A 23,132-nucleotide genomic window follows, 5' to 3' on the forward strand; every position below is an offset into this window, starting at 1 on the left:
TTTGGTCCCCCTATAGTAATATTAGTTTTTTATTTATTTGAATCTGCTACCAAAGCTGCCAAAGCTATTGAATAAAGCTTTGATTCTGGGCTGTCTGCCCTCGAGGTTAATACTACTGGAGCTGATGTTCCAACTAATATGCCTCCATTTTTAGCTTTTGTAGTATATGTTAAAGTTTTATACATTACATTTCCAGCCTCAATATTTGGAAGTAGAAGTATATCAGCCTTTCCTGCCGCTGGACTGTTTATCTTTTTATGTTTTGCTGCTTCTTCTGATAATGCATTATCTACAGCTAAAGGTCCGTCTACAATGCATCCTCTAATTTGACCTCTTTCATTCATCTTTGATAAAATAGAAGCGTCAATTGTGGCTGGCATATCTGGATTTACAACTTCTACTGCACAAATCGGTGCAACCTTAGGAGTTTCTATCCCGACAGCATGAGCAACACTAACTGCATTATTTAAAATATCTATTTTGGCTTTTAAATCTGGATACATATTAAAGGCTGCATCAGTTATAAATATAAGTCTGTCAAAGCCCGGTATTTCAAAAACAGCTACATGAGACATCAATCTTCCTGTTCTTAACCCTATTTCCTTATTTAAAACAGCCTTTAAGATAGTTGAGGTTTCCAAAAGCCCTTTCATGAGCATATCTGCTTTTCCCGTTGAAACCAGCTCAACTGCTTTTAAAGCCGCCTTCGTATTATCTGTTTCATCAATCATTTCTAAATCGTTTACATTAAAATTAATTTTATGAGCTATTTGAACTATTTTCTCTTTGTCTCCGACTAAAATCGCCTCAACAAAACCCTCAGAAACAGCATCTCTTACAGCTTCTAACACTGGTTCATCTTGAGCAGCTGCAACAACAATTCTCTTTTGCTTTTGTTTTTTTACTTTTTCCATTATTTCATCAAAACTTTTTATCATTAACGTTCTCCTTTCACTCGAAACACTGGGCAATCTAAAGCGCTCGTTTCCCTTTGGGCACTGGGTAACTTATAACATTCGCTTCGCTCATAAGTTACCCGCTAAAGTCCTAAATGGACTTTAGCCTCGCAGATTGCCCGTTAAAGTCCATTTAGGACTTTAACCTCCTTGATAAAAACTTCATTTTCATATATTTTAGCAGCTTCTTCACCTCTTAAAACTCTTGCTGCACCTTCATAAAGAGCCTGCATTTCATCCTCTCCTGGAACAAGCTCAACAGGAGCAATAAAGTCAATCATTTCACTTATCCAACCTGTCAACTTTTTATTGTGGGCAAGTCCTCCTGTAAGAATGACAGCATCTATCTTGCCTTTTAAGACTGTTGAATAGCATCCAATTTCCTTACCTATCTGATAAGCCATTGCTTTTAATACTAATTCAGCTTTTTTATCTCCACTTTCAATAGCTTTATCTACCACTCTTCCATCATTCGTACCAAGATAAGCTGTAAGACCGGCCCCGCCGATAAACTTCTTTTTTAATTGCTTATGCGAGTATTCTCCACTATAGGCCATCCTTACAACATCGCCTATTGGCAGCCCCCCTGCTCTTTCAGGAGAAAATGGACCATCTTCATTTGCATTATTTACATCAACTATTCTTCCATTTTTAACTGGTGCTATAGATATTCCACCACCTAGGTGTGCTACAACATAAGAACTTTCTTCAAACTTTTTATTAAGTTTTTTAGATACCTTTCTTGATACAGCCTTTATATTTAAGGCATGTACTAAAGATCGTCTTGGAAGCTCTGGAAGACCTGATATTCTTGCAATATCTTCAAACTCATCTACCGCTACAGGATCAACTATAAACGCTGGGATATTTACTTTTTCTGCAATCTCATAGGCAATTATACCCCCAAGATTAGAAGCATGTTCTCCCTGATAACCAAGCTCTAAATCTTTAAGCATTGTTTCTGTAACCTTATAGGTTCCTCCAGGCATTGGTCTTAAAAGTCCCCCGCGTCCAACTACTGCACTTATTTTTTCTAAACTTATCCCCTGTTCTTTAATCCAATCTAAAATAACATTAGTCCTCATATCTTTTTGATCATAAATTTTTTCATATTTTTTAATGTCATCCAAACTATGTGAAAGGTTATTTATTGCCAAACATTGCTTTTCACTATAAAGCGCTATTTTTGTTGAAGTGGAACCTGGATTAATAACTAATATATAATCCTTGTTACCCATATTGCTCCCCCATCCATAAAATAATAATTATTCAGAAAATAAAAATTTCACTTATAATTCTATTTTATCAGATTATAAATGAAATTCAACCCTTCAAAAAATTATTCTTTAGGCGCCCATTCCTTCATTATAGCTTCAGCTACTTTTATTCCATCAACAGCTGCAGATACTATACCTCCCGCATATCCAGCACCTTCTCCTGCAGGGTATAGTCCTATTAGAGATGTACTTTGAAAGTTTTCCTTCCTTTCTATTCTCACTGGTGCAGAAGTTCTTGTTTCTATACCTGTAAGTACAGCATCTTGCGAAGCATACCCCTTAATTTTTTTATCAAAACTTATTATGCCTTCTTTTAGTGCTTCAGAAACATATGGGGGCAGACATTGTCTTAAATCTCTAAATTCATATCCTGGAGTGTAGGAAGGTTTAACATTACCAAGACTCATACTGGTTTTATCATTTAGGAAATCACCAACAAGCTGTACTGGCGCAATATAATTTCCTCCTCCTAAGCTGTAAGCAAGGGCTTCGTAATGCCTTTGAAACTCCATTCCCATAAGAGGGTTTTCTCCGCCAAAATCCTCTGGTCTTACTGTAACTACTAAAGCTGAGTTGGCATTTTTCTTATCTCTTTTATAATAACTCATGCCATTTGTAACTAATCTATTATTTTCAGAAGCAGCCGCTACAACTTCACCACCTGGGCACATGCAAAAACTATAAACAGACCTATTTAGTTTATCACAGCTATGGCTAAGTCTATAGTCTGCGGCCTTGAGTCTTTTGTGACCAGCAAACTTACCATACTGACTTTCATCAATTAAGCTTTGTAAGTGCTCTATTCTAACTCCTATGGCAAAAGGCTTTTGTGTTAAAGTTATACCTTTTCTATATATCATTTCATAAGTATCTCTAGAACTGTGTCCTATAGCGAGAACTAAATTATCACAAGCTATCTCTTGACCATTAACCACTACTGCCTTTAAAACATTATTATTAACGACTAACTCCTCTAGCTTACTGTTAAATTTAACTTCACCGCCAAGAGCTATTATTTCTTCTCTAATATTTCTAACCACAGTCTTTAGTATATCTGTTCCTACATGAGGTTTCCCGGAATATAAAATTTTTTCAGGCGCTCCAGCCTTTACAAAAGACTCCAAAACATAATCACATCTGTTGTCTTTTATTCTTGTAGTAAGTTTACCATCTGAAAATGTTCCTGCTCCCCCTTCACCAAACTGCACATTAGATTCGGTATTCAAACTTCCTGTACTCCAGAATTTATTTATAGTTTCAGTTCTTTCCTCAACCTTTTGTCCTCTCTCTATTATTATTGGCTTATATCCTTTTCTAGCCAATAAAAGACCGGCAAACATTCCTGCCGGTCCCATTCCAACTATTACAGGCTTATGTTTAATTTCTTTATTACCTAAAGAAATTTCATCAATGTACTGACTTTCTTCAAGCTTTATATCCTTATCATTAAGTCTATCCACAAGTTTTTTCTCATTATCTGAATAAACTTCTAAAGTATAGTTGAATTTGATAGAATCTTTCTTTCTTGCATCAATAGACTCCCTTAGTATTTTAAAACTTTTTATATCCTTCGTTGAAACTTTTAATTTTTTTGCTGCTTTTTCTTTTAATATTGTAATATCTTCTTCTATATCTAATATAATGTTATTTACCCTTATGGACATAAAAATTATTGCCCTCCATTCGTATTTGTTGGCTGTGTAGTAGTAGGAGTAGATGCTTTCTTCTTTAAAGTTACTTTTACATTTTCCAGATTAGCTGATACTTTAGATGCACCATCAGGTATCGTATAATTTACTTTTACTGAGTATTCACCTTCAGCCGTTAAAGTACTTACATCAATATTAGCATTAATATTTTCATTTTTTATAGTGCTTATTATAGTATCTGGACCTGATAGAGTTAAAGTTAGCTTACTATTATCTAAAGTTGCCGTAAATGCCTCATTTACTCCTTTTATCTGAATATCAGAAGTATAATTATTTTGAATTATTTTATCCATTGTTGCTTTTATTTTTACTGTGCCATCACTATTTATTAAGCTTATACCATCAGGAACTACTAGTTTGGCTGTAATAGTTTTATTTGGAGATAAAGTGCTTAAATCCACAGGCTCAGTGTTTAGCACCGTAATATTATTAACTGCATCTCCTCCTGCAATATCTATTTTATCAGGCTGAGTTACTATTGTTTTTAATGAATAATCTTTTCCCAGGTTTCCTTTAGTAACAACGTTAATTCCCACAGTCTTCGTTTTCTTTACCGGAATTGAAATATCCACAGTATCTGGCGATATATCCACATTTTTAACTTCTCTTCCTGAAGAATCTAATGCTTTTAAAGGAAGCTTTAAATTTAAATCCTTATCTGCATTTTTTAAATCTAATGACACTCCAACACTAGTAACTTGATCTACAAATTTTGCCGCACCGCTGACCACAACATCGGAGGGTGTTATATTTTGTGTCAAAGCAAAATATCCTTCCTTGACCTTGCTGCCGTCAGTACTAATTTTTATAGGTAGATTCTTTTGTTTTAAATCATCAAAGGCTACTCTTATAGATAAAATACTGCTATTTAGGATAGTTACATTAGCAGGCTGTCTTTCTATTCTTACTGGTATATCTCTTTCACCTTTTGTAAATACCCATTCACTTAAGTCCGCTACTGCCTTAAATTGTTCCTTTCCTAACTGAACGTCTGTTAGCGATCCAGTTACCTTAAGTGTAACTGTATATGGCTTTGCTGGAGGCAAAACTTTAAGCTTTTGCTCGGTTACATTATCAAGTCCTTGAAGCGTTACTTGTACTGTAACCTGCTGCGGAACTTGACTTCCTTCTAAGTTAGATGTGTAAAGCCATAGGGAAAAAGCTGCGATTACACAGCAAATCTTAATCAGCCACGTATTTTTTTTATCCACATCGTCACCCTCTCCCTAAAGGTTAATTTCTTGCTTTGTCTGCTCTTTAAGATTCTAATTAATATATCTCTCAATCTATCTTTTGTGTAGTTTCTTGTTAGAGTTCCATTAACTGCTAATGAGATTACTCCTGTCTCCTCTGACACTATTATTGTTAACGCATCAGAGTTTTCTGATATTCCAATACCTGCCCTGTGTCTTGTTCCCAGCTGCTTGCTTATACTATCATTGCCAGTAAGCGGAAGAAAACACCCTGCAGATATAATTTTATCATTTCTTATAATTGTAGCTCCGTCATGAAGTGGAGTATTTACTACAAATATATTTTCTAAGAGTGCAGCGGATACTACAGCATTAAGTCTTGTACCCGTGGCAATAATATCACCAAGTCCAGTTCGATTTTCTATTATAATAAGAGCACCAGTTCTAGACTTAGATAGGTTCTCAACCGCCTCTGTCACTTCCGTTACTACCTTCTCCATAGCTTCTACGTCTTCTAATATATGAATTTCATTAAAAGCACTTCTTCCTAAATGTTCAAGAGCTCTTCGTATTTCAGGCTGAAAAATAATAATTATAGAAAGCACACCTATTGTTATAGTTTTACTTAATATCCAATAAAGCATGTTTAACTTTGCTATCTTAGCTATTGGTATCAATACAACTATAAGCAAAATACCTTTTAGTAATTGTTCCGCCCTTGTTTCTGTAATTAACATATATCCCTTATAAAAAATGTATGATACCACAATAATATCTAATATTGAAAATATACTTATTGTTTTAATACTATCTATTAAAACCTTAAAAAACTCCGTCAAGCTATACCCTCCTTAAACATTTCTTATGTAAAGATCAAATATTTTTATTATATACATACAATTATACACTAATCCATGACTTATTAGTATAAATCTAATATAAATTTATTGTAATTTATATTAAAATATAATTTGCAGGAATTTTGATTTATCAAGTAGAATATTATATTATAAGCTAATTTGCCTAGCATTATAAAATTATTGACATTTATTTTAATATATATCAAGACACTAAGGTCTAAATAATCTTTACTGAGCATCTTTCTAATAGAAATAAGATGCCAAGTGTTTCAAGTGAGAGGAGAAATAAAAATGAAATCTACGAAAAAGAAAAATAAGACAGTTATAGTAATACTACAAATTTTAGTATTCGTACTCTTAGTAGCCGGAGTTTTTTTTGGCACTTACTATTTATTTATAGGGAAATCCTCCAATTCCTACGAGGCTAATATTCAAAACATTATTTCACAGATTAACAAGCTCAATGACAGTGTGTCTTCATTTAACAATAAAAACGGACAAGCTTTAAAAGACAATGAAGCTGTTAGAAAAGAGCTCCCAAATAAAATAGATACTTTATCAAAATTTAAAGAAGAAGCCCAGAGATTAACAGCAACAGATAAATACACTAAGGATAATGAGAACTTTTTATTGGGTTTAGATAAGAATATATTAATTTATCGACAAATAGATGCTATCCTAAGAAACCCTGAAGGTAAGGATGTAGATAAAGCAAGTGAAGATTTAAAAAAATATACAAATGATTGTGTTAAGTACTATGCTTTAGTAAACATTAAAAATGCAAAAATTTCTTTGCCTCAAAGTACAACAGCTTTTATTGATAATGTTACAACTTATGTTAACGAGATGGTTAAGGTTGTCAGAGATAAAGAAATTCATCAATCTCAAAGTTCAGATTTCGAATCAAGTATTGATTCAGTGTTATCAAAATTCACACCAATAAATATAGATTTGAGTTCTCAGCTGACAAAGGTTAGACAAGAAAAAGGGAATATAGATAATATTATTGCTCTTGCAAATAAAAATAAAGATGAACTTGATAGAATAAATCAAGAATTTTCAAATATAGCAGCACCATCTAATGGAGTGGAGTGTTATAAGCTTTTAAACACCACATTAGAATGTTATAATGGCTATCTAGAAAGTTTTATATATGCAGCAAATAATGAGAAACTACTAGGCAACCAAATAACTACTGATAAGATAAGCGAATTATATGCCGTACCGAATTCTAAGCTTAGTGATGCTTCAAAAGCTTTTGATAATTTCACAAAAACTTTTAAAGAATTTAAGCAGTCAAATATAAATTAAGAAATGCAGTGACACACTTTAAGTAGTATGTCACTTTTTTTATTCAAATTGGTATTTTTTTAAAAAAATGAGGAATAATACTCCTAGCCTAAGTTTTTTATAAAACGCGGGGAAACCATTTTCTTGGGGTGAATCGTTTTTTACGTAGGTTATGCCTTTACCGAACCCGTCAGCTAACCCCGTAGGTAAAAGGAGGAAACTTATATAAATATGAAAAAATTTTTTATTATTTTTACACTGCTTTTAACTTTACTTATAATACCAATGTCTAAAGTTACAGCAGCTGAAGAAGAACAACACCTATATAAAGAGCAGATAGGTGCAGTTCAAGTATTTAATGTTTCAGATAAAACTATATATATAACTGATGAAGATGTATATTTGATGTCGCAAATAGTTTATGCTGAAAGCCGCTCCGAGCCTTACGAAGGAAAGGTTGCGGTAGCCTCTGTTATACTAAACAGATTAAAAAACCCTGGTTTTCCAAAATCTGTAGAAGGGGTTATTAAGCAAAAAGGTGCTTTTTCCTGTTTGAAAGATGGAAAAATTGATGTAGTACCCGATAAAGTTAGTTATAGTGCAGTTATCGAAGCATTAAAAGGCAATGATCCAACTAACAATGCAATTTTCTTTTACAACCCTAAAATCGCAACCTCAACTTGGATGAAGCAGGTAAGCAAGTCCAATGTTAAACCTATTGGAAACCATGTTTTTTTTGTGGTAAACAAATAAAACTCATTAAAAAACTCTCGAAAAATTACTTTCGAGAGTTTTTTAATGAGTCTATATAAGAAACTGCACTCAATGAAGCTATTTGTCCTTCTCCTGCAGACTTAATATATTGATAGGGCTTTCCAACGCAATCACCTGCAGCAAAACATCCAGGAATATTGGTATTCATATTTCTATCTGTTTTAATATGCCCATCTTCAATTTCAAGTCCAGGTACTAACTGCCCTGGCGGAACACTGTCTTTTAATATAAAGACTCCATCCGTTTCTATCGTACAATTTTTAAGAAGAAGCTTATTTACAAACATATCTCCTTTGATTTCTATTGGCTTATCTTTTATTATTTCAATATTATCTTTCAGCTTATAATTGCCATTATACATAGGTATATAATAGGTTTTAGAAGCTAACTCATTAACAAAGTTCGTATCTTCTTCAGCATCATCATTATATCCTACAATTGCTACAGTTTTACCTTTATATAGAGGAGCATCGCAAGTAGCACAATAACCTACCCCTTTTCCCAAAAACTCTTCTTCTCCCTTAAGAGGTTTTGTATACTCTACTCCGGTAGCAAGTATAATGGAAGTTGCTTCATACATCTTTTCGTTAACCATGAGAACAAAATAATCACCAATGGCATAAACTGCATTTATTCTTTCATATTTTATACTTATGTCCATGGCTTTAATATGATTTTCAAACTCTTCTTTTAATTTTTCTCCTGTGACATTATAAAAACCTAAATAATTATTTATCTTAGGAGCTTTTATTAGTTTGGCACTAAAATCTCTACTGCCAAAAACTATAATATCTTTATTCCTGATTTTAGCATTGATAGCAGCAGACAATCCTGCCGGTCCACTCCCAACTATGGCTATATCGTATCTATCAGACAACTCTTTTCCACCTCATTCATTTGATTATAAATATATCCAAGTTCATCAATTAAATCGAGCTGAACTTGGATATAAAGTTTACCTAAATATGTTTGTCTATTAATTCCTTTAATGCATTCTTAGGCCTAAAACCAACCATAGTATCAGCTGTAGAACCATTTTTAAACACCATAACAGTTGGAATACTTGAAACTCTATACATTTGTGATACAACCGGATTATTATCTACATTCACTTTTAAGAACTTTACTTTATTATCATATTCACTTGAAAGTTCCTCTATAACTGGTCCAAGCATTTTGCAAGGTCCGCACCAAGGTGCCCAGAAATCTACAACAACTGGAGCATCACCTTCTGATATTTCTTCATTAAAATTATTATCCATAACTTCTTTAATCATTTATTTTACCTCCTAATATACCTATAAAAGGTATTATGTAATTTTATACTTTTATTTTGTTATTTTTAATATCAATAATAATTATCACATAAAATACAATGCTAGTCAAATAGCCAGAAGCTTATTTCACTTTAAAACTTACTATTTCAGCACCCCTGGTCCCAACTACAATGGTATCATTAAATGCCGAAGGAGTTCCCTCTATATTAGCCCCTAGTTCTATATTATCTAATAGTTTTCCTGTAGAGCCTTCAATAAGCATAGCCTTTCCTGTAGAATCACATTGTACTAAATAACTCTTTCCGCTATCAGTATAAAGAGCAACGGGTGAACTCCAGCAATAATTTTTCAGCTTATATGACCATACCTCTTTACCGCTATTTTTATCAATTGCAATCAGAATACCTTCATTGTATTGTGGATGTCTTGCTATATTAAATATAACTAAATTGGATATATCATTTTTACCTAAAACAGGTGTTGCCAAGGCTCCTCCGTTGACTCCATCATTAAAGGAACATCTATATTTATTTTCCCATAATATTTTACCTGATGTACCATCTATTTTTCGAACGTAACTGTATCCATTATTACCTTGGTGGTCGACCTCACAGGCTGTATATAAATTTAAATTAGCATACTCTTTTTCTAAAACAACTGTAGAATCAGTATCGTCATTTATATTCAATGCCCATACTGGAATAAGTGTATTTATATCTACACATTGAAGTATTCCATCGTTATCTGCAAAGTATCCATAATTCTTATATATGGCTATGCTGTTTTCAATTCCTCTTTTTTCCTTGCCAGGAACATCATAACGATATTTAACTAGCTCAGGGTTTATTTGAATTTTTTCATTTTCAAATTTTGTATTTAATTTACCTGAATAAAACAGACCATTTTCTCCGCAAATAAAAATTGAATCAGTATTTTTATCAATTAATGCTGTTGAATCAAAAGCCCCCCAGCTTCTTCTTGAAAAACTGTCGCTGCCTTTAATTTCATAAAGTTTTTTATAGTCAGTCAAACTAAATATTCTATAAGCAAAATCTACAAATCTTCCTCCATTTTTATTTATGCCTTGTCCGACATATAATAAAGGTATCCCCCTTGGATCTACAGTTAGACTTCCCTTTATCGGTGCGCCTATATTTAATTTTGTTCTAGTTTCCTTTCCATCTTCTAAATCTAAGAAATATACATTCCCATCTAAGGTTGCATATATAATCTCTTTTAAATTATCTTTATTCTTTTTATCAGTATTTATATTCATACTATTAATAACTTTTTTATCCCACTGAACTATAGACGGCTGACCATTCCACCCAACTCCAGTCCATTCATCTATGCATCCTATTTTCTTTTTCCATTGCAATTCAAGCTTACCTTCCTTAATTTCTGCTGTTCCAAAACTTCCTCCGTCCCTCATATTGTTTCCTCTAAAGCAGGTAACCCCTGGCAAATCAGAATAGGTAAGTTGATTTATCATGTTTATATCCCTTTGCTTATCAATACTTGAACTAGTAAAATATTTCATACCTAGATTTGATATTTTAGCCTTTTCATCAGGTACGAAACCAAAAATATTGGTTTTATAGTTTTGTTTTAGAGCTAAAATATGTTCTCTAAAATTATTTTCATACTCTTCTTTGCTTGAATCAACTATTTGTATATTATCAATTTTAGCAGAAGCAGACTCAATCCTTTTGCAGCTAGTTGCAACACTTATAGTTATAATCGGAAAAGTACATGAAATTAAAATATTTTTTACTTTTTTTCTCATAAAAGCCCCCTTTAATACCATATATTACCATATATACGTTACCATTTTATACCAAATACATATAAATAAAAAGAACTTCTATACAAATATTTGTATAGAAGTTCTTTTTATTTACTTATAATAGATTTAATAATAGAGTTATTATACATAGACTTAGGGTACTGTTTATTGAGCTTTTTGGCATAATTTATTGCCGTATTATTATCAATATTTTTATAAATTAATGTTAATTCATATAATACTGCATCATTATAATCTCCATTGGGATATTTAGAACTATACTCTTCATAGTATTTTATACAATTTTCAATATCTCCCGCATTTTTATAGCTCACAGCCAAAAGATAAATGGTATGAGAATACAAATAGCTCTTCTCTCCGTAATTATAAGCTATATGTAAATAATTAATAGAACTATTATAATCCTTTGTTGATAAAGCTTGACTGCCTTTATTATAAAAATACTCAATGCCCTCACCTGAAATAATATCTTTAATTTTCATTAAAAGTGTTTTGTTATTTATATTTAAATCTTTATCTTTCCAAGTATTATATATCGCATAGAGCTTTTCATAATCTTTTGCAGCTATTAAATTATTAATATCCTCAGCAGGAAAAACTTCTAAATTTTTTTTATCTGCAAGCTGTTCTTTCTTCTGTTCATCTAGCTGTTTATTTTCACTTTGTTTTTCCAACTTTGCTTCAGCAGATATTTTAGGGGTCTGCTTGTTTTTCAAGGAATTTTTATCTGCAAATTTAATCATTGAGCTTTTATAAACTATGGAAAATAGACCTGTAAAAATTATAATTACAAAAGCTATAACTAAATATCTATAATTGATTTCTTTTTTAATTACTCCAAAACTTACAAGCTCTTTCTTATTTTTTAATGCAAATTGATTTTTTTTATCAATTCCTAAAACTATATTTATGTGCTTTAGAGCTGCTGCATATTCTCCTAACTTAATATAACAAAAGGCGAGATAATTATTTACATTTATTGAATTAAAGTCACTTTCACTGCACTCATTAAGAAAATTAAGAGCTTCTCGTATTTTCAGTTCCTTAATTTCCTTAAGTGCTGCATTATAAATAACCATCTTTTTTTCGTCATTTTTGCTATCTTCTAAATATTTTTTTGACACAGAGTCCTTATTTACCTGAGAATTCATCTTCCATAGACCTTGAGCATTATCAAGTTCTCCCTTTAAATAGTATAAAAGTCCTTTTAAGTTTATAGAAGATGTGTTTTTTAAGTTTTCTGATATACTTTTTTCACAAAGATCTAAGGCTTTTTCAATATTTCCTCTATTATAATATTCAACTGCCTTATTATATAGCTTAATAGATTTATTCATCAAATCTTACCTCTTATAAATAGAATGTCCCTTATTCATTATAGTAAGATTTAAATATTTTATCTACTGGAAAGTTTAATAAAATGCTGTAGTTATACTTGCTTTTTCAGTATGCATTTTTGTATAATTTGAATCTTCGTATACTAAATATTCAAATTCAACAACAAGCTCCTTCTTAGCGTTTATATTTACTGACAGTATTTTAGTAATAGATACCTTTTGATCAAGCTTTATTACTTCCTGAGTATTTACCTTTTGTGTTTCATTCTTATTTATATCCAATATAAATAAATCTCCGCCATGACTTATAGTGCCATAACCGCTTCCTACTATAATCAAAAGTTTATCATCGTTAATCCACTCTAAAGCTAATGGGCTAAATTGATTTACTTCATTATTAACAAGTTCAAAAGAATACTGCTTATCGTTCTTTAAATCTTTTACTATTATACTTCCTATTCCTTCCTCCTGAGCTTTATCCCCTTTCCCGTCAATTGAAGCACCATATTGCTTATCAGTTGAATTTTTCCAAGCTGTACCAAAAGAAACCTTAAAATCATTGGGCATTTCTTTCTTTTCAAATTTAGGAAGATATAAAGTTGGCTTGCCAGAAGTTTCACTTGCGGCTGCACTCTCTTTACTTGCTGCTTTAGGAGTATCAATAGATAAATCTTGTGTTGTTGAACCCGAAACTATAGACTTTGATGACTTGTTTGCACTTTCATAACTTGCAGCTTTCTTCATTGAGCTTCCAAAACCCATTTTAGAAATATAAGGAGTTATAAAAACCGCTACCGCTACAAATGCTGCTATCGAAGTATATGTCCCCCTATACTTATTTAAATGATATAGAAACTTTTTAAGAGGGTTTCTTCCGTACCTTCTTTTATCAATATTTTTCATTATATCACCTCGCAAACTTCTAAATGAATGTGGCTCTACAAAAAGACCGATTTTCATAGCTTTGTCAAATGAAAGTTCTTGTTCATAAACATTTTTACACTCTTCACATTCCTTTATATGCTTAAGCATGGCCTCCTTTATATCATAAGAAAGATTATCTTCAACTAAATCCGGTAATTTTTTCTTAAACACACTACAGTCCATTACTTACACCCCTTCTCTCTATTTAGTCTAAACTCTTTAAACTTTTCTCTTGACTTATAATATCTTCGTTTTACGGCTGACTCATTCATATCTAAAATTTCACCAATATCCAAGAAGGTTATATTGTTATTTAAATATCTTAAAATAATTATTTGTCTGTCTAATTCATTTAGTGTACCTATGTAACTCTCTACTAGCTTTTTAATTTCTTTATATTCTGCACTTTGCTCCGGAGAGATTTCACTAGATGCAATATCATAAAAATCTTCTACATTAGCTTCATAGACCCTTTTATATTTTCTTACATAGTCTATACACTTATTTTTAGCAATTTGAAAAAGCCAATTTGAAAACTTATATTCCTTTTTAAAGGTATAGAGCTTATTATAAACTGCTATAAAAACTTCTTGAGTTATATCCTCTGACGCCTCTCTATCTCTTATTGTATTATAAACAAACTTTAATACAGTAAACTCATACTTGTTTACTAATATATTAAAGCTATCTATATTACCTTTTAATACTTCTTGAACAAGCTTTAAATCTTCTTCCAAGGCAAGTACCCCCTTGCTTTCTTTTATAGTCATAATTATATACGGAAATTAAATAGAATAGTTACATAAAATATGAGATTAATTCAAAAGCAAAAGCCCTGAGAAGATATTAAGATTATTTCTTCTCAAGGCTTTGTAATATTATCAAACTAGCTATTTATAATTATCTGTTTTGCTCTAAGTATTGAAGAAGCGCTCATAGAAAATTCATCTAATCCATACTCTAATAAAGTAGGTACTGCTGTTTCATCTCCAGCCATTTCCCCGCACATGCCGCACCATTTTCCTTCCTTGTGAGCTGCATCTATAGTCATTTTAATAAGTCTTAAAACAGCCGGATGCATTGGATCATATAAATATGAAACCTTCTCATTCATTCTGTCAGCGGCTAAGGTATACTGAATCAAATCATTTGTTCCTATACTGAAGAAATCAACATGCTTTGCAAGCTCATCAGCCATTACCGCAGCAGAAGGTATTTCTATCATTATACCTGTTTCTAAACTTTCGTTAAAAGCTTTTCCCTGAGCCTTAAGTTCTCCCATACATTCAGCTAATATTTTTTTAGCCTCTAAAAACTCCTGCACTGAAGATATCATTGGAAACATTATTTTAAGGTTACCAAAAGCTGAAGCTCTTAAGAGTGCTCTAAGTTGAATTTTAAATAAATCAACTTGGTCAAGACAAAGTCTTATAGCTCTATAGCCTAAAAACGGATTCATTTCCTCTGGCATTGGAAGGTAAGGAAGCTTCTTATCCCCTCCTATATCAAGAGTTCTTATAACTAAAGGCTTTCCATCTAACTTTTCTGCTGCATATTTATATGCTTCAAACTGCTCTTCTTCTGTCGGCATAGTTTCTCTATCCATATATAAAAACTCTGTTCTAAATAATCCTACACCTTCTCCTCCATTTTCTAATACCTTATGAACATCTTCAGGTTTTCCTATGTTTCCAACTACCTCTATTCTTCTACCTGCTTTAGTTTTAGTTTCAACATTAGCTAACTTTTTAAGTTCTTCCTTTTCAGCTTCAAACTCAACTTTTCTTAAATTATATTCATTAATCTGCTCTTCGGTAGGATTTATTATAACTATTCCTTCGATTCCATCCACTATAATGAAATCTCCATTTTTAACTGTGTCAGTTATATCTCCCATACCAACTATAGCAGGAATTTCAAGTGTTCTTGCCATGATAGCACTATGAGATGTTCTTCCGCCTATATTTGTCAAGAAAGCAATAACCTTGCTCTTATCAAGCTCAGCTGTATCAGAAGGGGTTAAATCATGTGCAACTATAACTGTATTATTTTTAAGTTCTCCTATATCATTCATTGATTTACCAAGAAGATTGTTAAGAATTCTGTTACCAACGTCCTTTACATCCGCAGCTCTTTCCTTCATATATTCATCTTCCATAGAGTCAAATATGCTAACGTACATGTCTACAACATCTTTTAAAACTTTTTCGGCGTTTATCATATTAGCCTCTACACCGCTTTCAATAGCGCCAACAAATTCTGGATCATCTAGAAGCATCATATGACTTTCAAATACTGCGGCTTTATCCGCTCCCATTTCAGCTTCTGCCTTGTCTTTTATTCTTTCAAGCTGATCTCTGGATGTCGTTAAGGCCTTTTGCAATCTTTCCTTTTCTGAGTCTAAGTTATCAATTTTTCTCTCAACTATTATTTCTTCTTCCTTAACCTTAAGCACTACATTACCAATTGCATATCCTTTTGAAGCTGCAATACCTTTTTTCATACATCTTCCTCCTGTTTATGTAAATATCAAAATAAGATTTAATTATTCAAATAAAAGTGCATACAAATTATATTATTAGCAATTTGCATGCCAAGTTTAAAACGCCTATTTTACTAGCTCTATAATTTATATATTGATATTTTTTATCAAATTTCCATAGTATATTATTTGTAAAGTATATTTTTTTATTATAAATATATTATAGACATGCTGTATTTATTATTGTATTATTAAATTGATACTTTTTATCAAGTATAAATCTATTATTGATATTTTTTATCATACAGGAGTGGCCATGTACAAAAATAGTATTATCGTAAATATAACCTATGGAATTCACACAAGAATTGCGGCAATGATAGTTAACAAAGCTTCCGAGCTTAAGGCAAAATATAATATAAATTTATATATTCGGAAATTAGAAAACAAAGAACCCATTGCTATAAGCATGCTTGCACTTATATCCCTAAAAATTAAACAAAATGAAATTATTGAAATTTCCTGCTATGAGGATAGTCTTCAGGGCAGAAATGCTGTGCTTGAACTTTGTAATTTTATCACGACTCAAATTGAACCTAATAATTCTTTTATGTCAAATATAGATGAGTTTATTGAAGAAAATACAATTGCTAATGAACAGATTTTGGAGAGCCTTCCTTTAGGTATAATAGTTATTGATGTAAATTCTAATATAACCTCTGCTAATGAGTATGCACTAAGATTGCTAGATAAGGCATCTAAGGAGGTTGTAGGGCGAAATATTAAAAATATTATCCCAGCCTCTAAGCTGCCTGAGGTTCTTAAGACTAAAGATTCAATCTCAGGTGAATTTTTAAATATTAACGAAAATATAGTTATTGCAAATAGAGCACCTATATTTTCAAATGATAAGCTTATAGGTGCTATTGGTGCGTTTCAAGATATATCTGAACTTGCTAAAAAATTGGAACATTACCAGGAAGAAATTAATTATTACAGAGAAGAACTTCAGAAGCATACTAGACTAAATGGTTCTTTTACTGACATAATAGGCTCCAGCGGCAGTTTAAAAGATGCTCTTTTAATCGCAGCTAAAGCCGCTAAGTCAACCTCAACAGTTCTGGTAAGGGGAGAAAGCGGCACTGGGAAAGAACTGATTGCTAAAGCAATACACAATCATAGCACAAGAAAAGATAAGCCTTTTATAAAAGTAAATTGCGCAGCTATTCCAGAAAACTTACTTGAAAGTGAACTTTTTGGCTTTGAAAAAGGTTCTTTTACTGGTGCGGTTAAAAGTAAGCCTGGAAAGTTCAAATTAGCAGACGGCGGAACTATCTTCCTTGATGAAATAGGTGATTTACCAAAGCAAATGCAAGTTAAACTGTTGCGGGTGATTCAAGAAAAAGAGTTTGAAAGCATAGGAGGAATTGAGACACAAAAAGTAGATGTAAGAGTTATTGCAGCTACTAATAGAAACCTTGAAGAAATGATGAAAACTGGCGAGTTTAGAGAAGACTTATATTATCGTCTGAATGTAATAACTATAACGCTTCCTCCTTTAAGAGAAAGAAAAGAAGATATAAATCTATTAACTGAGTATTTTGTAAAAACTATAAGCAAAAGTCTAAATAAAAGCATAAACAATATAGAATCTGAATGCATAAACTATTTCCAAAAATACAATTGGCCAGGCAACATACGTGAATTTCAAAATATTATTGAAAGAGCAATTAATCTCTGTGAAGGCTCAACAATAGCTTCAAAGGACTTGCCCTTTTATATAACAAATTCTTCTCAAACTGATGAAAGACTTATTAATCTAAGAAATGGAGAACTTCTTCCTATTGAAGAATATGAAAAAGAACTTATAACCTTAGCAATGCAAAAATATAAAAGCTATAATAAGGCAGGAAAAGCCCTAGGTTTAACTCATAGAACTGTTTCATTAAAGTGTGAGAAATATAATATAAAAGTTGAATAACAAATCTCTAGCTTTCATAAATAACTAATTAAAGCCAGTGAATAAGTAAATGCACTGAACAACATATATTTTGTTTTCAGTGCCTTTATTTTAATTTGAATTATTGGGCAAGAACCGCTCCTGAATTTGTATTTATCCCTGTAGCTGAAGACTGCGGCGCCTGTATACCCTGTGCTCTCAAAGAAACTTCAATTAATAGTGCCCAAAACAAAATACTGCTTGAAATTAAAGCTATAGAGGTTCCTATCAATTTTAGATTATTTGCAAAGGTTGTTACTCCTGGAGCAATTTGCTGCTCATTAGCCTCTAGGATAGCTGATTTTCTTACTAGATTAGTAGATATTAGTCCTATTACTCCCGCTATAACATAAATTTCATCTTGTTTAGAAATATTAAAATTATTAAGTATTGATGATATAAGATTTAATCTGCTGGCTAAAGTTGCTATGTCTGAAGATTTCACTGTTTGTACGTTCGCCTCCAAGAAATCCACCCCCTTTATTCATTATATGTGTAATGCTTTTAAGAGGGTACTGCTATTAATTTTAAAATAGCATAAATATTTATTTGATTAGTTCTTGAAACTCTTTGCTATTTTTAACATTATTAAAATCCACTTCATCCCTTGCAACATCTTTTACAGCAGCATCCATTTCAATGGCTGTTTTTAAATTCTTAACTGTATTTGGTACATCTCCTCTTCTGCCATAAATACTAGCCTTTCCATAGTAGCTCCACACAAAATTTTCAACTTCTAAAGCCTTATCATACCACTTTAAAGCATCATCATACTTTGCATAAAGTTCAAAAGCAAGAGCCTTGTTAAATCTGGCATACCCATATTCAGGCTTTATTTCCAAAGCCTTATCTATATTATTCATTCCTTCTAAATACTTTTTATTATAGCACTGAGCAATTCCCTTTACGTTGTAGGCTTTATAAAATTTATCATCTTCGTTTATTACCTCATCTTCTAGTTTAATAGCATCACCATAATTTTTGTTTTGGAAAGCCTCATAACCATTTTGATATTTGTCCTCTAGAGCTTTTTGCTTTTCCATTTTTAAGGCTTCCTCCTGTTTCTTTTTCTCTTCTTCTACCTTCTCTTTTGAGTTGCTCTCGCTTGGCTTAATTACCCCATTTGCTGATGACTGGCTTCCTTCATCGAATTTATAGTTTTTTATATTCTGTCTGTTATTTATAGCAGTATTTATTATTAAAGCTACAGCAGCAACAGCAGCAATTAAAAATATAATAATCTTGGTTTTTAAAGAGTATTTATTAAACATATTTATCCCCCTTATAAAATATTATTTCTATTTTTGTTTGACGTTTTTATTATACTAAATTTAGTCCAATACTGTATAGAATAAAAAAATGAAGCCATAGCCTTTTACATTTTTTTATTTGTTGTCTATATTCTACAACATGATTAAAATTTTTAAAAATCTTAATGCAATCGCTTGCACAAATACTTTTTTTCGTGTATAATTTCCTTAGAAGTAAATACTAATATTGCTAAAAATTTATTTAATATAAGGAGGATACTATGGATAATAAAACTCTTCCTAGAGTTGCCTATTTCTGTATGGAATATGGACTACAATCTGATTTTAAAATGTATGCAGGAGGACTTGGGATTCTTGCTGGAGACCACCTAAAGGGAGCTAAAGATTTGAACTTACCTTTAGTAGCTATAGGACTTAAATGGAAACAAGGCTACGGAGATCAAGTAATTGGTACTGACGGAAAGCCATATGATGCTTATAAAAATTATGAATATGATTTCTTAGAAGATACTGGAGTTAAAGTAACAGTTAAAGTAAGAAACATAGATGTAGTATGCAAGGTTTGGAAAACTGAAAAGTTTGGAAATAACCCACTATATCTTTTGGACACAGACATTCCTGAAAACGGAGAAAGATGGATAACTGGACAGCTTTATGGCTGGTTCGGTGAAGAAAGAATAGCACAAGAAATAGTACTTGGTATTGGTGGAGTTAAGGCACTTAGAGCTCTTGAAATACCAGTTGATGTATATCACTTTAATGAAGGTCATGCAGATTTAGCTGCAATTGAGCTTATTAGAGAAAAGATGTGTTCCGGAATGAGCTTTGAAGAAGCTTGGAAAGCAACAAGAGAAGAGGTCGTATTTACAACACACACTCCAATAGTTCAAGGAAATGAATCTCATCCAATTGATAAGCTTGAATTTATGGGAGCCTTCAATGGATTAACTAAGGATCAAATGGTTAGACTTGGTGGAGATCCATTTAATATGACTGTGGCAGGTCTTAGACTTTCCAGAAAAGCTAATGCTGTTGCTCAGCTTCATGCTGAAACTGCTAACAAGATGTGGAAAGAAGTAGCTGGTCGTTCACAGATTATAGGAATAACCAATGCTATACATACCCCAACTTGGGTAGATAAAAGAATAACAAAAGCTTATGAAGAAAATGGAAATCTTTGGGCTTCTCACATGGAAGTAAAAAAAGAACTTGTATCCTTTGTAAAAGAAAGAACAGGAATACAGCTTGATGCTGACAAGCTCCTTATTGGTTTTTCAAGAAGAGCAGCGCCTTATAAGAGAAGCGACCTTATCTTCAGCAAACCAGAAGTTATCGAGCCATATTTAAGAGATGGAAAAGTTCAAATCGTATTCTCAGGAAAAGCTCATCCACTTGATGATACTGGAAAAGCAATAGTAGCTAACTTAGTTGCTATGATGAAGAAGTATCCAAATGCTGTAGTATTCATTGAAAACTATGATATGACTATAGGTAGAATGTTAACTAGAGGTTCTGATATTTGGCTAAATAATCCTATAAGACCACTAGAAGCTTCAGGTACTTCAGGAATGAAGGCTGCTATGAATGGTGTTCTTAACTGCTCTATACTTGATGGATGGTGGCCAGAAGCCTGCATCGATGGAGTTAACGGATGGCAGTTTGGTGATGGAGTTTCAGAAGGTGAAGTTCCAGATATTAATGAACATGATAGAGAAGCTTTATATGACACACTTCTTAATAGAGTTGTTCCTACTTACTATGAAAATAGAACTAAATGGGTAGAGATGATGAGAGAAAGCATCAGAACAACTAGAGATGAATTTGCAACAAAGAGAATGCTTGAACAATATTACAACGAGCTTTATACAAAATAATTAATAAATATTGCTAGTTTCTTTTTAAATATATTATACAATTTGGCTTCGCCAACTAGGTATCCTAATCTTGCTCGTTCTACTCGCAGGATACCCGTAAAAGTCCATTTAGGACTTTTACCTTTACAGTGAAAGGCACGGATTTACTCCGTGCCTTTTTCTGCAAAATAACTTTCTGCTAAACTCAGAAAAACAGTAAGTCCAAGCAGATCCGCACTTCCCCCCGGACTTATATTTCTTCTTTTAAATTCTTTATCCATTTCATAAACAGCATCTACTCCAAAATCTGTTTTCATTCCTCCTAAGGCTGTTACGAATTTAGCCTTAGCCTGAACTTCTTTAAGCACGTCTATGGAGTGCCTGTGAAGTATTGTTGTATCTTCGCAAAACTGCATTATCCCAATTAGAGTATGTATTAGTCTATCATTTATATAAAGTTCTTTGGTTTTATTATAAAAGTCTATAGCAAAATCAAAGACTATAGGAAGACCTTTCTCTACTTCTCCTCTAACTCCTGAAATTCCATGCTGTTTAAATAATTTTTCACCGTGTGATAACTTGTCATCAGGAAAACCTTTTTTAGTTTCTAATTCTCTTTGTGTCATTCCTTCAGTCATATCCATTATTATTTGCCTTACTGCTTTAAAATCCTTGTTATCGTATAAAGCCTTAGATACAGCTGCACAAGCTATTCCCATCAAAAACAACATTCCTTTATGAGTATTTATCCCACCCGTTGCTTTAAACATTTCATTTTCACCAATAATACCAATCTGTCGAATAGCTTTAAAAATTTCTTTAGGTGCATCATTGGTTAGTCCTGCCTCACAGCAGAGAATTAATGGCTTGATGAGTGAAACAGTACTATCAAGAAACATAAAATACTCCATGTCCTTATGAGCCCCATCTGACACTGGAGAAACTAGACCAGGAGAAGGAAAACAGGCTGCTTCATAAGAAATAGCCTGTATAGCAAAACTACTGATTTTAAAAGCAATATCCGATATTTTATAAGCTTTATTCATAAAGAATCTCCGTATATAAATTTAAATTAATGTGGTGTATTGTTGGATTTAATTTTTTCAATTATCTCTTTGGCACCATCTGAATTTAAAAAATCCCAAGTTACATCTGGTACTATATCTTTCAATTCATGCATCCTATTCTGTCTTATATAATCTCTTACTTCAGAAGCACTTATAGCATGCTCTTTATATATTTTACGTTGAATTACACGCAGCTCTATTCCATTGCTACTTAGTGTTTCTCCTAAAGCTTCATTATATGCATTGGTTACCCTGCAATAAGGTTCTGTGCCAACATATCTTCTTTTTATATTAAGTTTTTTACAAAAATATTCTGCAAAAATACCCGCGTCAAGTTCTGTGTATGCTCTTAGTTTTTCTCCCTCTTCTCTTAGAAAATAAGAAGGAAAGGTGGCAGAAGAAATTATATATTCCCCACCAGGTATAACTTTAACGTTTTTTAGATGAGCTGTTCCCTCTTTTACTAATTTGTATCTTATATCAAAAGGAAATAAGGATTTATTTTCTTCTACTATAAAGACTAAAACTTCCTTATTTTCCTCTGATGCTTTTTCAATCAGATATTTATGTCCAAGAGTAAAAGGGTTGCAGTTCATGACAAGAGCTGCCTTTTTATTAGTACTTATATCGTATTTTTTAATCACTTTTTCAATATAAGTATTAATATTATACATTCCACTTTCAAGCAGCGCTACATCTTTAACCTTATACAAAGTCTTAAATCCTAGTGATGAAAAAATTGATATATTTTTAGGCTTTGTAAAAATAAAACTATGGTATATTCCTTCTTCAAATAACCTGTCTATTAAACTTGTTATTAAAGTGGATGTTATTCCCTCTCCTCTTAAAGCTTCGTCTACCGCAAAGCATTTAAGTATATTTTTAGCTTTAGAACAGGTTGCTTTAATCTCACCTTGTTCTTTTATAACTAAGGAATAATCTATATCATTATCTAAACCTAAATCAAATTTATTTAAGAATTTTTCTAATTCAGATTTATCTTCTTTAGAATTTAAGTTTAATCTCTGGACTTCTAATCCATACATTTTACTCTCT

At 32.1% G+C, this 23,132-nt stretch carries 20 protein-coding genes and 1 riboswitch; of the genes, 4 read left to right on the plus strand and 16 right to left on the minus strand.

The features are described 5' to 3' along the window. Positions 1-29: 29 nt before the first annotated feature. From ptb to cdaA, 5 genes are all read right to left on the minus strand, one after another. Positions 30-938: a phosphate butyryltransferase gene (ptb, locus tag JK636_RS09885; protein ID WP_202748656.1), complete on the minus strand. Its 909-nt coding sequence runs from the start codon at positions 936-938 to the stop codon at positions 30-32. Between the two features lie 140 nt (positions 939-1,078). Beyond that, complete coding sequence (gene buk, locus JK636_RS09890) at positions 1,079-2,194, minus strand: butyrate kinase (RefSeq protein ID WP_202748657.1); 1,116 nt, start codon at positions 2,192-2,194, stop codon at positions 1,079-1,081. A 101-nt stretch (positions 2,195-2,295) separates the two neighbouring features. Further along, positions 2,296-3,897: an NAD(P)/FAD-dependent oxidoreductase gene (locus tag JK636_RS09895; RefSeq protein WP_202748658.1), complete on the minus strand. Its 1,602-nt coding sequence runs from the start codon at positions 3,895-3,897 to the stop codon at positions 2,296-2,298. Between the two features lie 5 nt (positions 3,898-3,902). Further along, entirely contained in the window at positions 3,903-5,153 is a 1,251-nt protein-coding gene (locus JK636_RS23615; protein WP_202748659.1) for a CdaR family protein, read from the minus strand. Then, complete coding sequence (gene cdaA, locus JK636_RS09905; RefSeq protein WP_202748660.1) at positions 5,129-5,974, minus strand: diadenylate cyclase CdaA; 846 nt, start codon at positions 5,972-5,974, stop codon at positions 5,129-5,131. Before cdaA ends, JK636_RS23615 begins: the two co-directional genes overlap by 25 nt. 312 nt (positions 5,975-6,286) lie before the next feature. Here cdaA and JK636_RS09910 point away from each other — a divergent pair, with 312 nt between their 5' ends. After that, entirely contained in the window at positions 6,287-7,306 is a 1,020-nt protein-coding gene (locus JK636_RS09910) for a hypothetical protein (RefSeq protein ID WP_202748661.1), read from the plus strand. A gap of 75 nt (positions 7,307-7,381) precedes the next feature. After that, positions 7,382-7,509, plus strand: a riboswitch (cyclic di-AMP (ydaO/yuaA leader). 7 nt (positions 7,510-7,516) lie between these two features. Continuing rightward, positions 7,517-8,038, plus strand: coding sequence for a cell wall hydrolase (locus JK636_RS09915; protein ID WP_202748662.1), 522 nt, complete (start codon positions 7,517-7,519; stop codon positions 8,036-8,038). 25 nt (positions 8,039-8,063) lie between these two features. Here JK636_RS09915 and JK636_RS09920 read toward each other — a convergent pair whose 3' ends face one another. The 7 genes from JK636_RS09920 to ptsP form a co-directional block, all read right to left on the minus strand. Then, entirely contained in the window at positions 8,064-8,936 is an 873-nt protein-coding gene (locus JK636_RS09920; protein ID WP_202748663.1) for an NAD(P)/FAD-dependent oxidoreductase, read from the minus strand. Between the two features lie 82 nt (positions 8,937-9,018). Further along, positions 9,019-9,336, minus strand: a complete 318-nt coding sequence (trxA, locus tag JK636_RS09925) for a thioredoxin (protein ID WP_202748664.1) — start codon at positions 9,334-9,336, stop codon at positions 9,019-9,021. 121 nt (positions 9,337-9,457) lie between these two features. After that, positions 9,458-11,122 (minus strand): outer membrane protein assembly factor BamB family protein, encoded by a 1,665-nt coding sequence (locus JK636_RS09930; protein ID WP_202748665.1) that lies wholly within the window; start codon positions 11,120-11,122, stop codon positions 9,458-9,460. Between the two features lie 107 nt (positions 11,123-11,229). Further along, entirely contained in the window at positions 11,230-12,480 is a 1,251-nt protein-coding gene (locus JK636_RS09935; protein WP_202748666.1) for a tetratricopeptide repeat protein, read from the minus strand. A gap of 75 nt (positions 12,481-12,555) precedes the next feature. After that, positions 12,556-13,587, minus strand: coding sequence for a DUF4652 domain-containing protein (locus JK636_RS09940; RefSeq protein WP_202748667.1), 1,032 nt, complete (start codon positions 13,585-13,587; stop codon positions 12,556-12,558). Then, complete coding sequence (locus tag JK636_RS09945; protein ID WP_202748668.1) at positions 13,587-14,141, minus strand: RNA polymerase sigma factor; 555 nt, start codon at positions 14,139-14,141, stop codon at positions 13,587-13,589. Before JK636_RS09945 ends, JK636_RS09940 begins: the two co-directional genes overlap by 1 nt. 149 nt (positions 14,142-14,290) lie before the next feature. Continuing rightward, positions 14,291-15,907 carry a phosphoenolpyruvate--protein phosphotransferase gene (gene ptsP, locus JK636_RS09950; RefSeq protein ID WP_202748669.1) on the minus strand — a complete coding sequence of 539 codons (1,617 nt, stop codon included), beginning with the start codon at positions 15,905-15,907 and terminating at the stop codon, positions 14,291-14,293. Between the two features lie 295 nt (positions 15,908-16,202). On the opposite strand from ptsP, the gene JK636_RS09955 reads away from it, so the two are divergent. Continuing rightward, complete coding sequence (locus JK636_RS09955; protein WP_202748670.1) at positions 16,203-17,867, plus strand: sigma 54-interacting transcriptional regulator; 1,665 nt, start codon at positions 16,203-16,205, stop codon at positions 17,865-17,867. A gap of 100 nt (positions 17,868-17,967) precedes the next feature. On the opposite strand, the gene JK636_RS09960 is transcribed toward JK636_RS09955, so the two are convergent. Together JK636_RS09960 and JK636_RS09965 are read right to left on the minus strand one after the other, a co-directional pair. Further along, a complete protein-coding gene (locus tag JK636_RS09960; RefSeq protein WP_202748671.1) occupies positions 17,968-18,351 on the minus strand; it encodes a hypothetical protein in 384 nt (127 codons plus the stop codon). A gap of 79 nt (positions 18,352-18,430) precedes the next feature. After that, positions 18,431-19,156, minus strand: coding sequence for a tetratricopeptide repeat protein (locus JK636_RS09965; protein ID WP_202748672.1), 726 nt, complete (start codon positions 19,154-19,156; stop codon positions 18,431-18,433). A 260-nt stretch (positions 19,157-19,416) separates the two neighbouring features. Between JK636_RS09965 and glgP the strand changes: the two genes are divergently transcribed. Further along, the gene (glgP, locus tag JK636_RS09970) at positions 19,417-21,030 is read left to right on the plus strand and encodes an alpha-glucan family phosphorylase (RefSeq protein WP_202748673.1); all 1,614 of its coding nucleotides are present in this window, start codon (positions 19,417-19,419) and stop codon (positions 21,028-21,030) included. 143 nt (positions 21,031-21,173) lie between these two features. Here the strand turns inward: glgP and citG are convergent, their stop codons facing one another. Both citG and citC read right to left on the minus strand, forming a co-directional pair. Continuing rightward, positions 21,174-22,055 (minus strand): triphosphoribosyl-dephospho-CoA synthase CitG, encoded by an 882-nt coding sequence (gene citG / locus JK636_RS09975; protein ID WP_202748674.1) that lies wholly within the window; start codon positions 22,053-22,055, stop codon positions 21,174-21,176. Positions 22,056-22,081: 26 nt separating this feature from the next. Beyond that, positions 22,082-23,122 (minus strand): [citrate (pro-3S)-lyase] ligase, encoded by a 1,041-nt coding sequence (citC, locus tag JK636_RS09980; protein ID WP_202748675.1) that lies wholly within the window; start codon positions 23,120-23,122, stop codon positions 22,082-22,084. Between the last annotated feature and the right edge of the window lie 10 nt (positions 23,123-23,132).

The organism is Clostridium rhizosphaerae (assembly GCF_016765585.1).
Lineage (GTDB): Bacteria > Bacillota > Clostridia > Clostridiales > Clostridiaceae > Clostridium_AT > Clostridium_AT rhizosphaerae.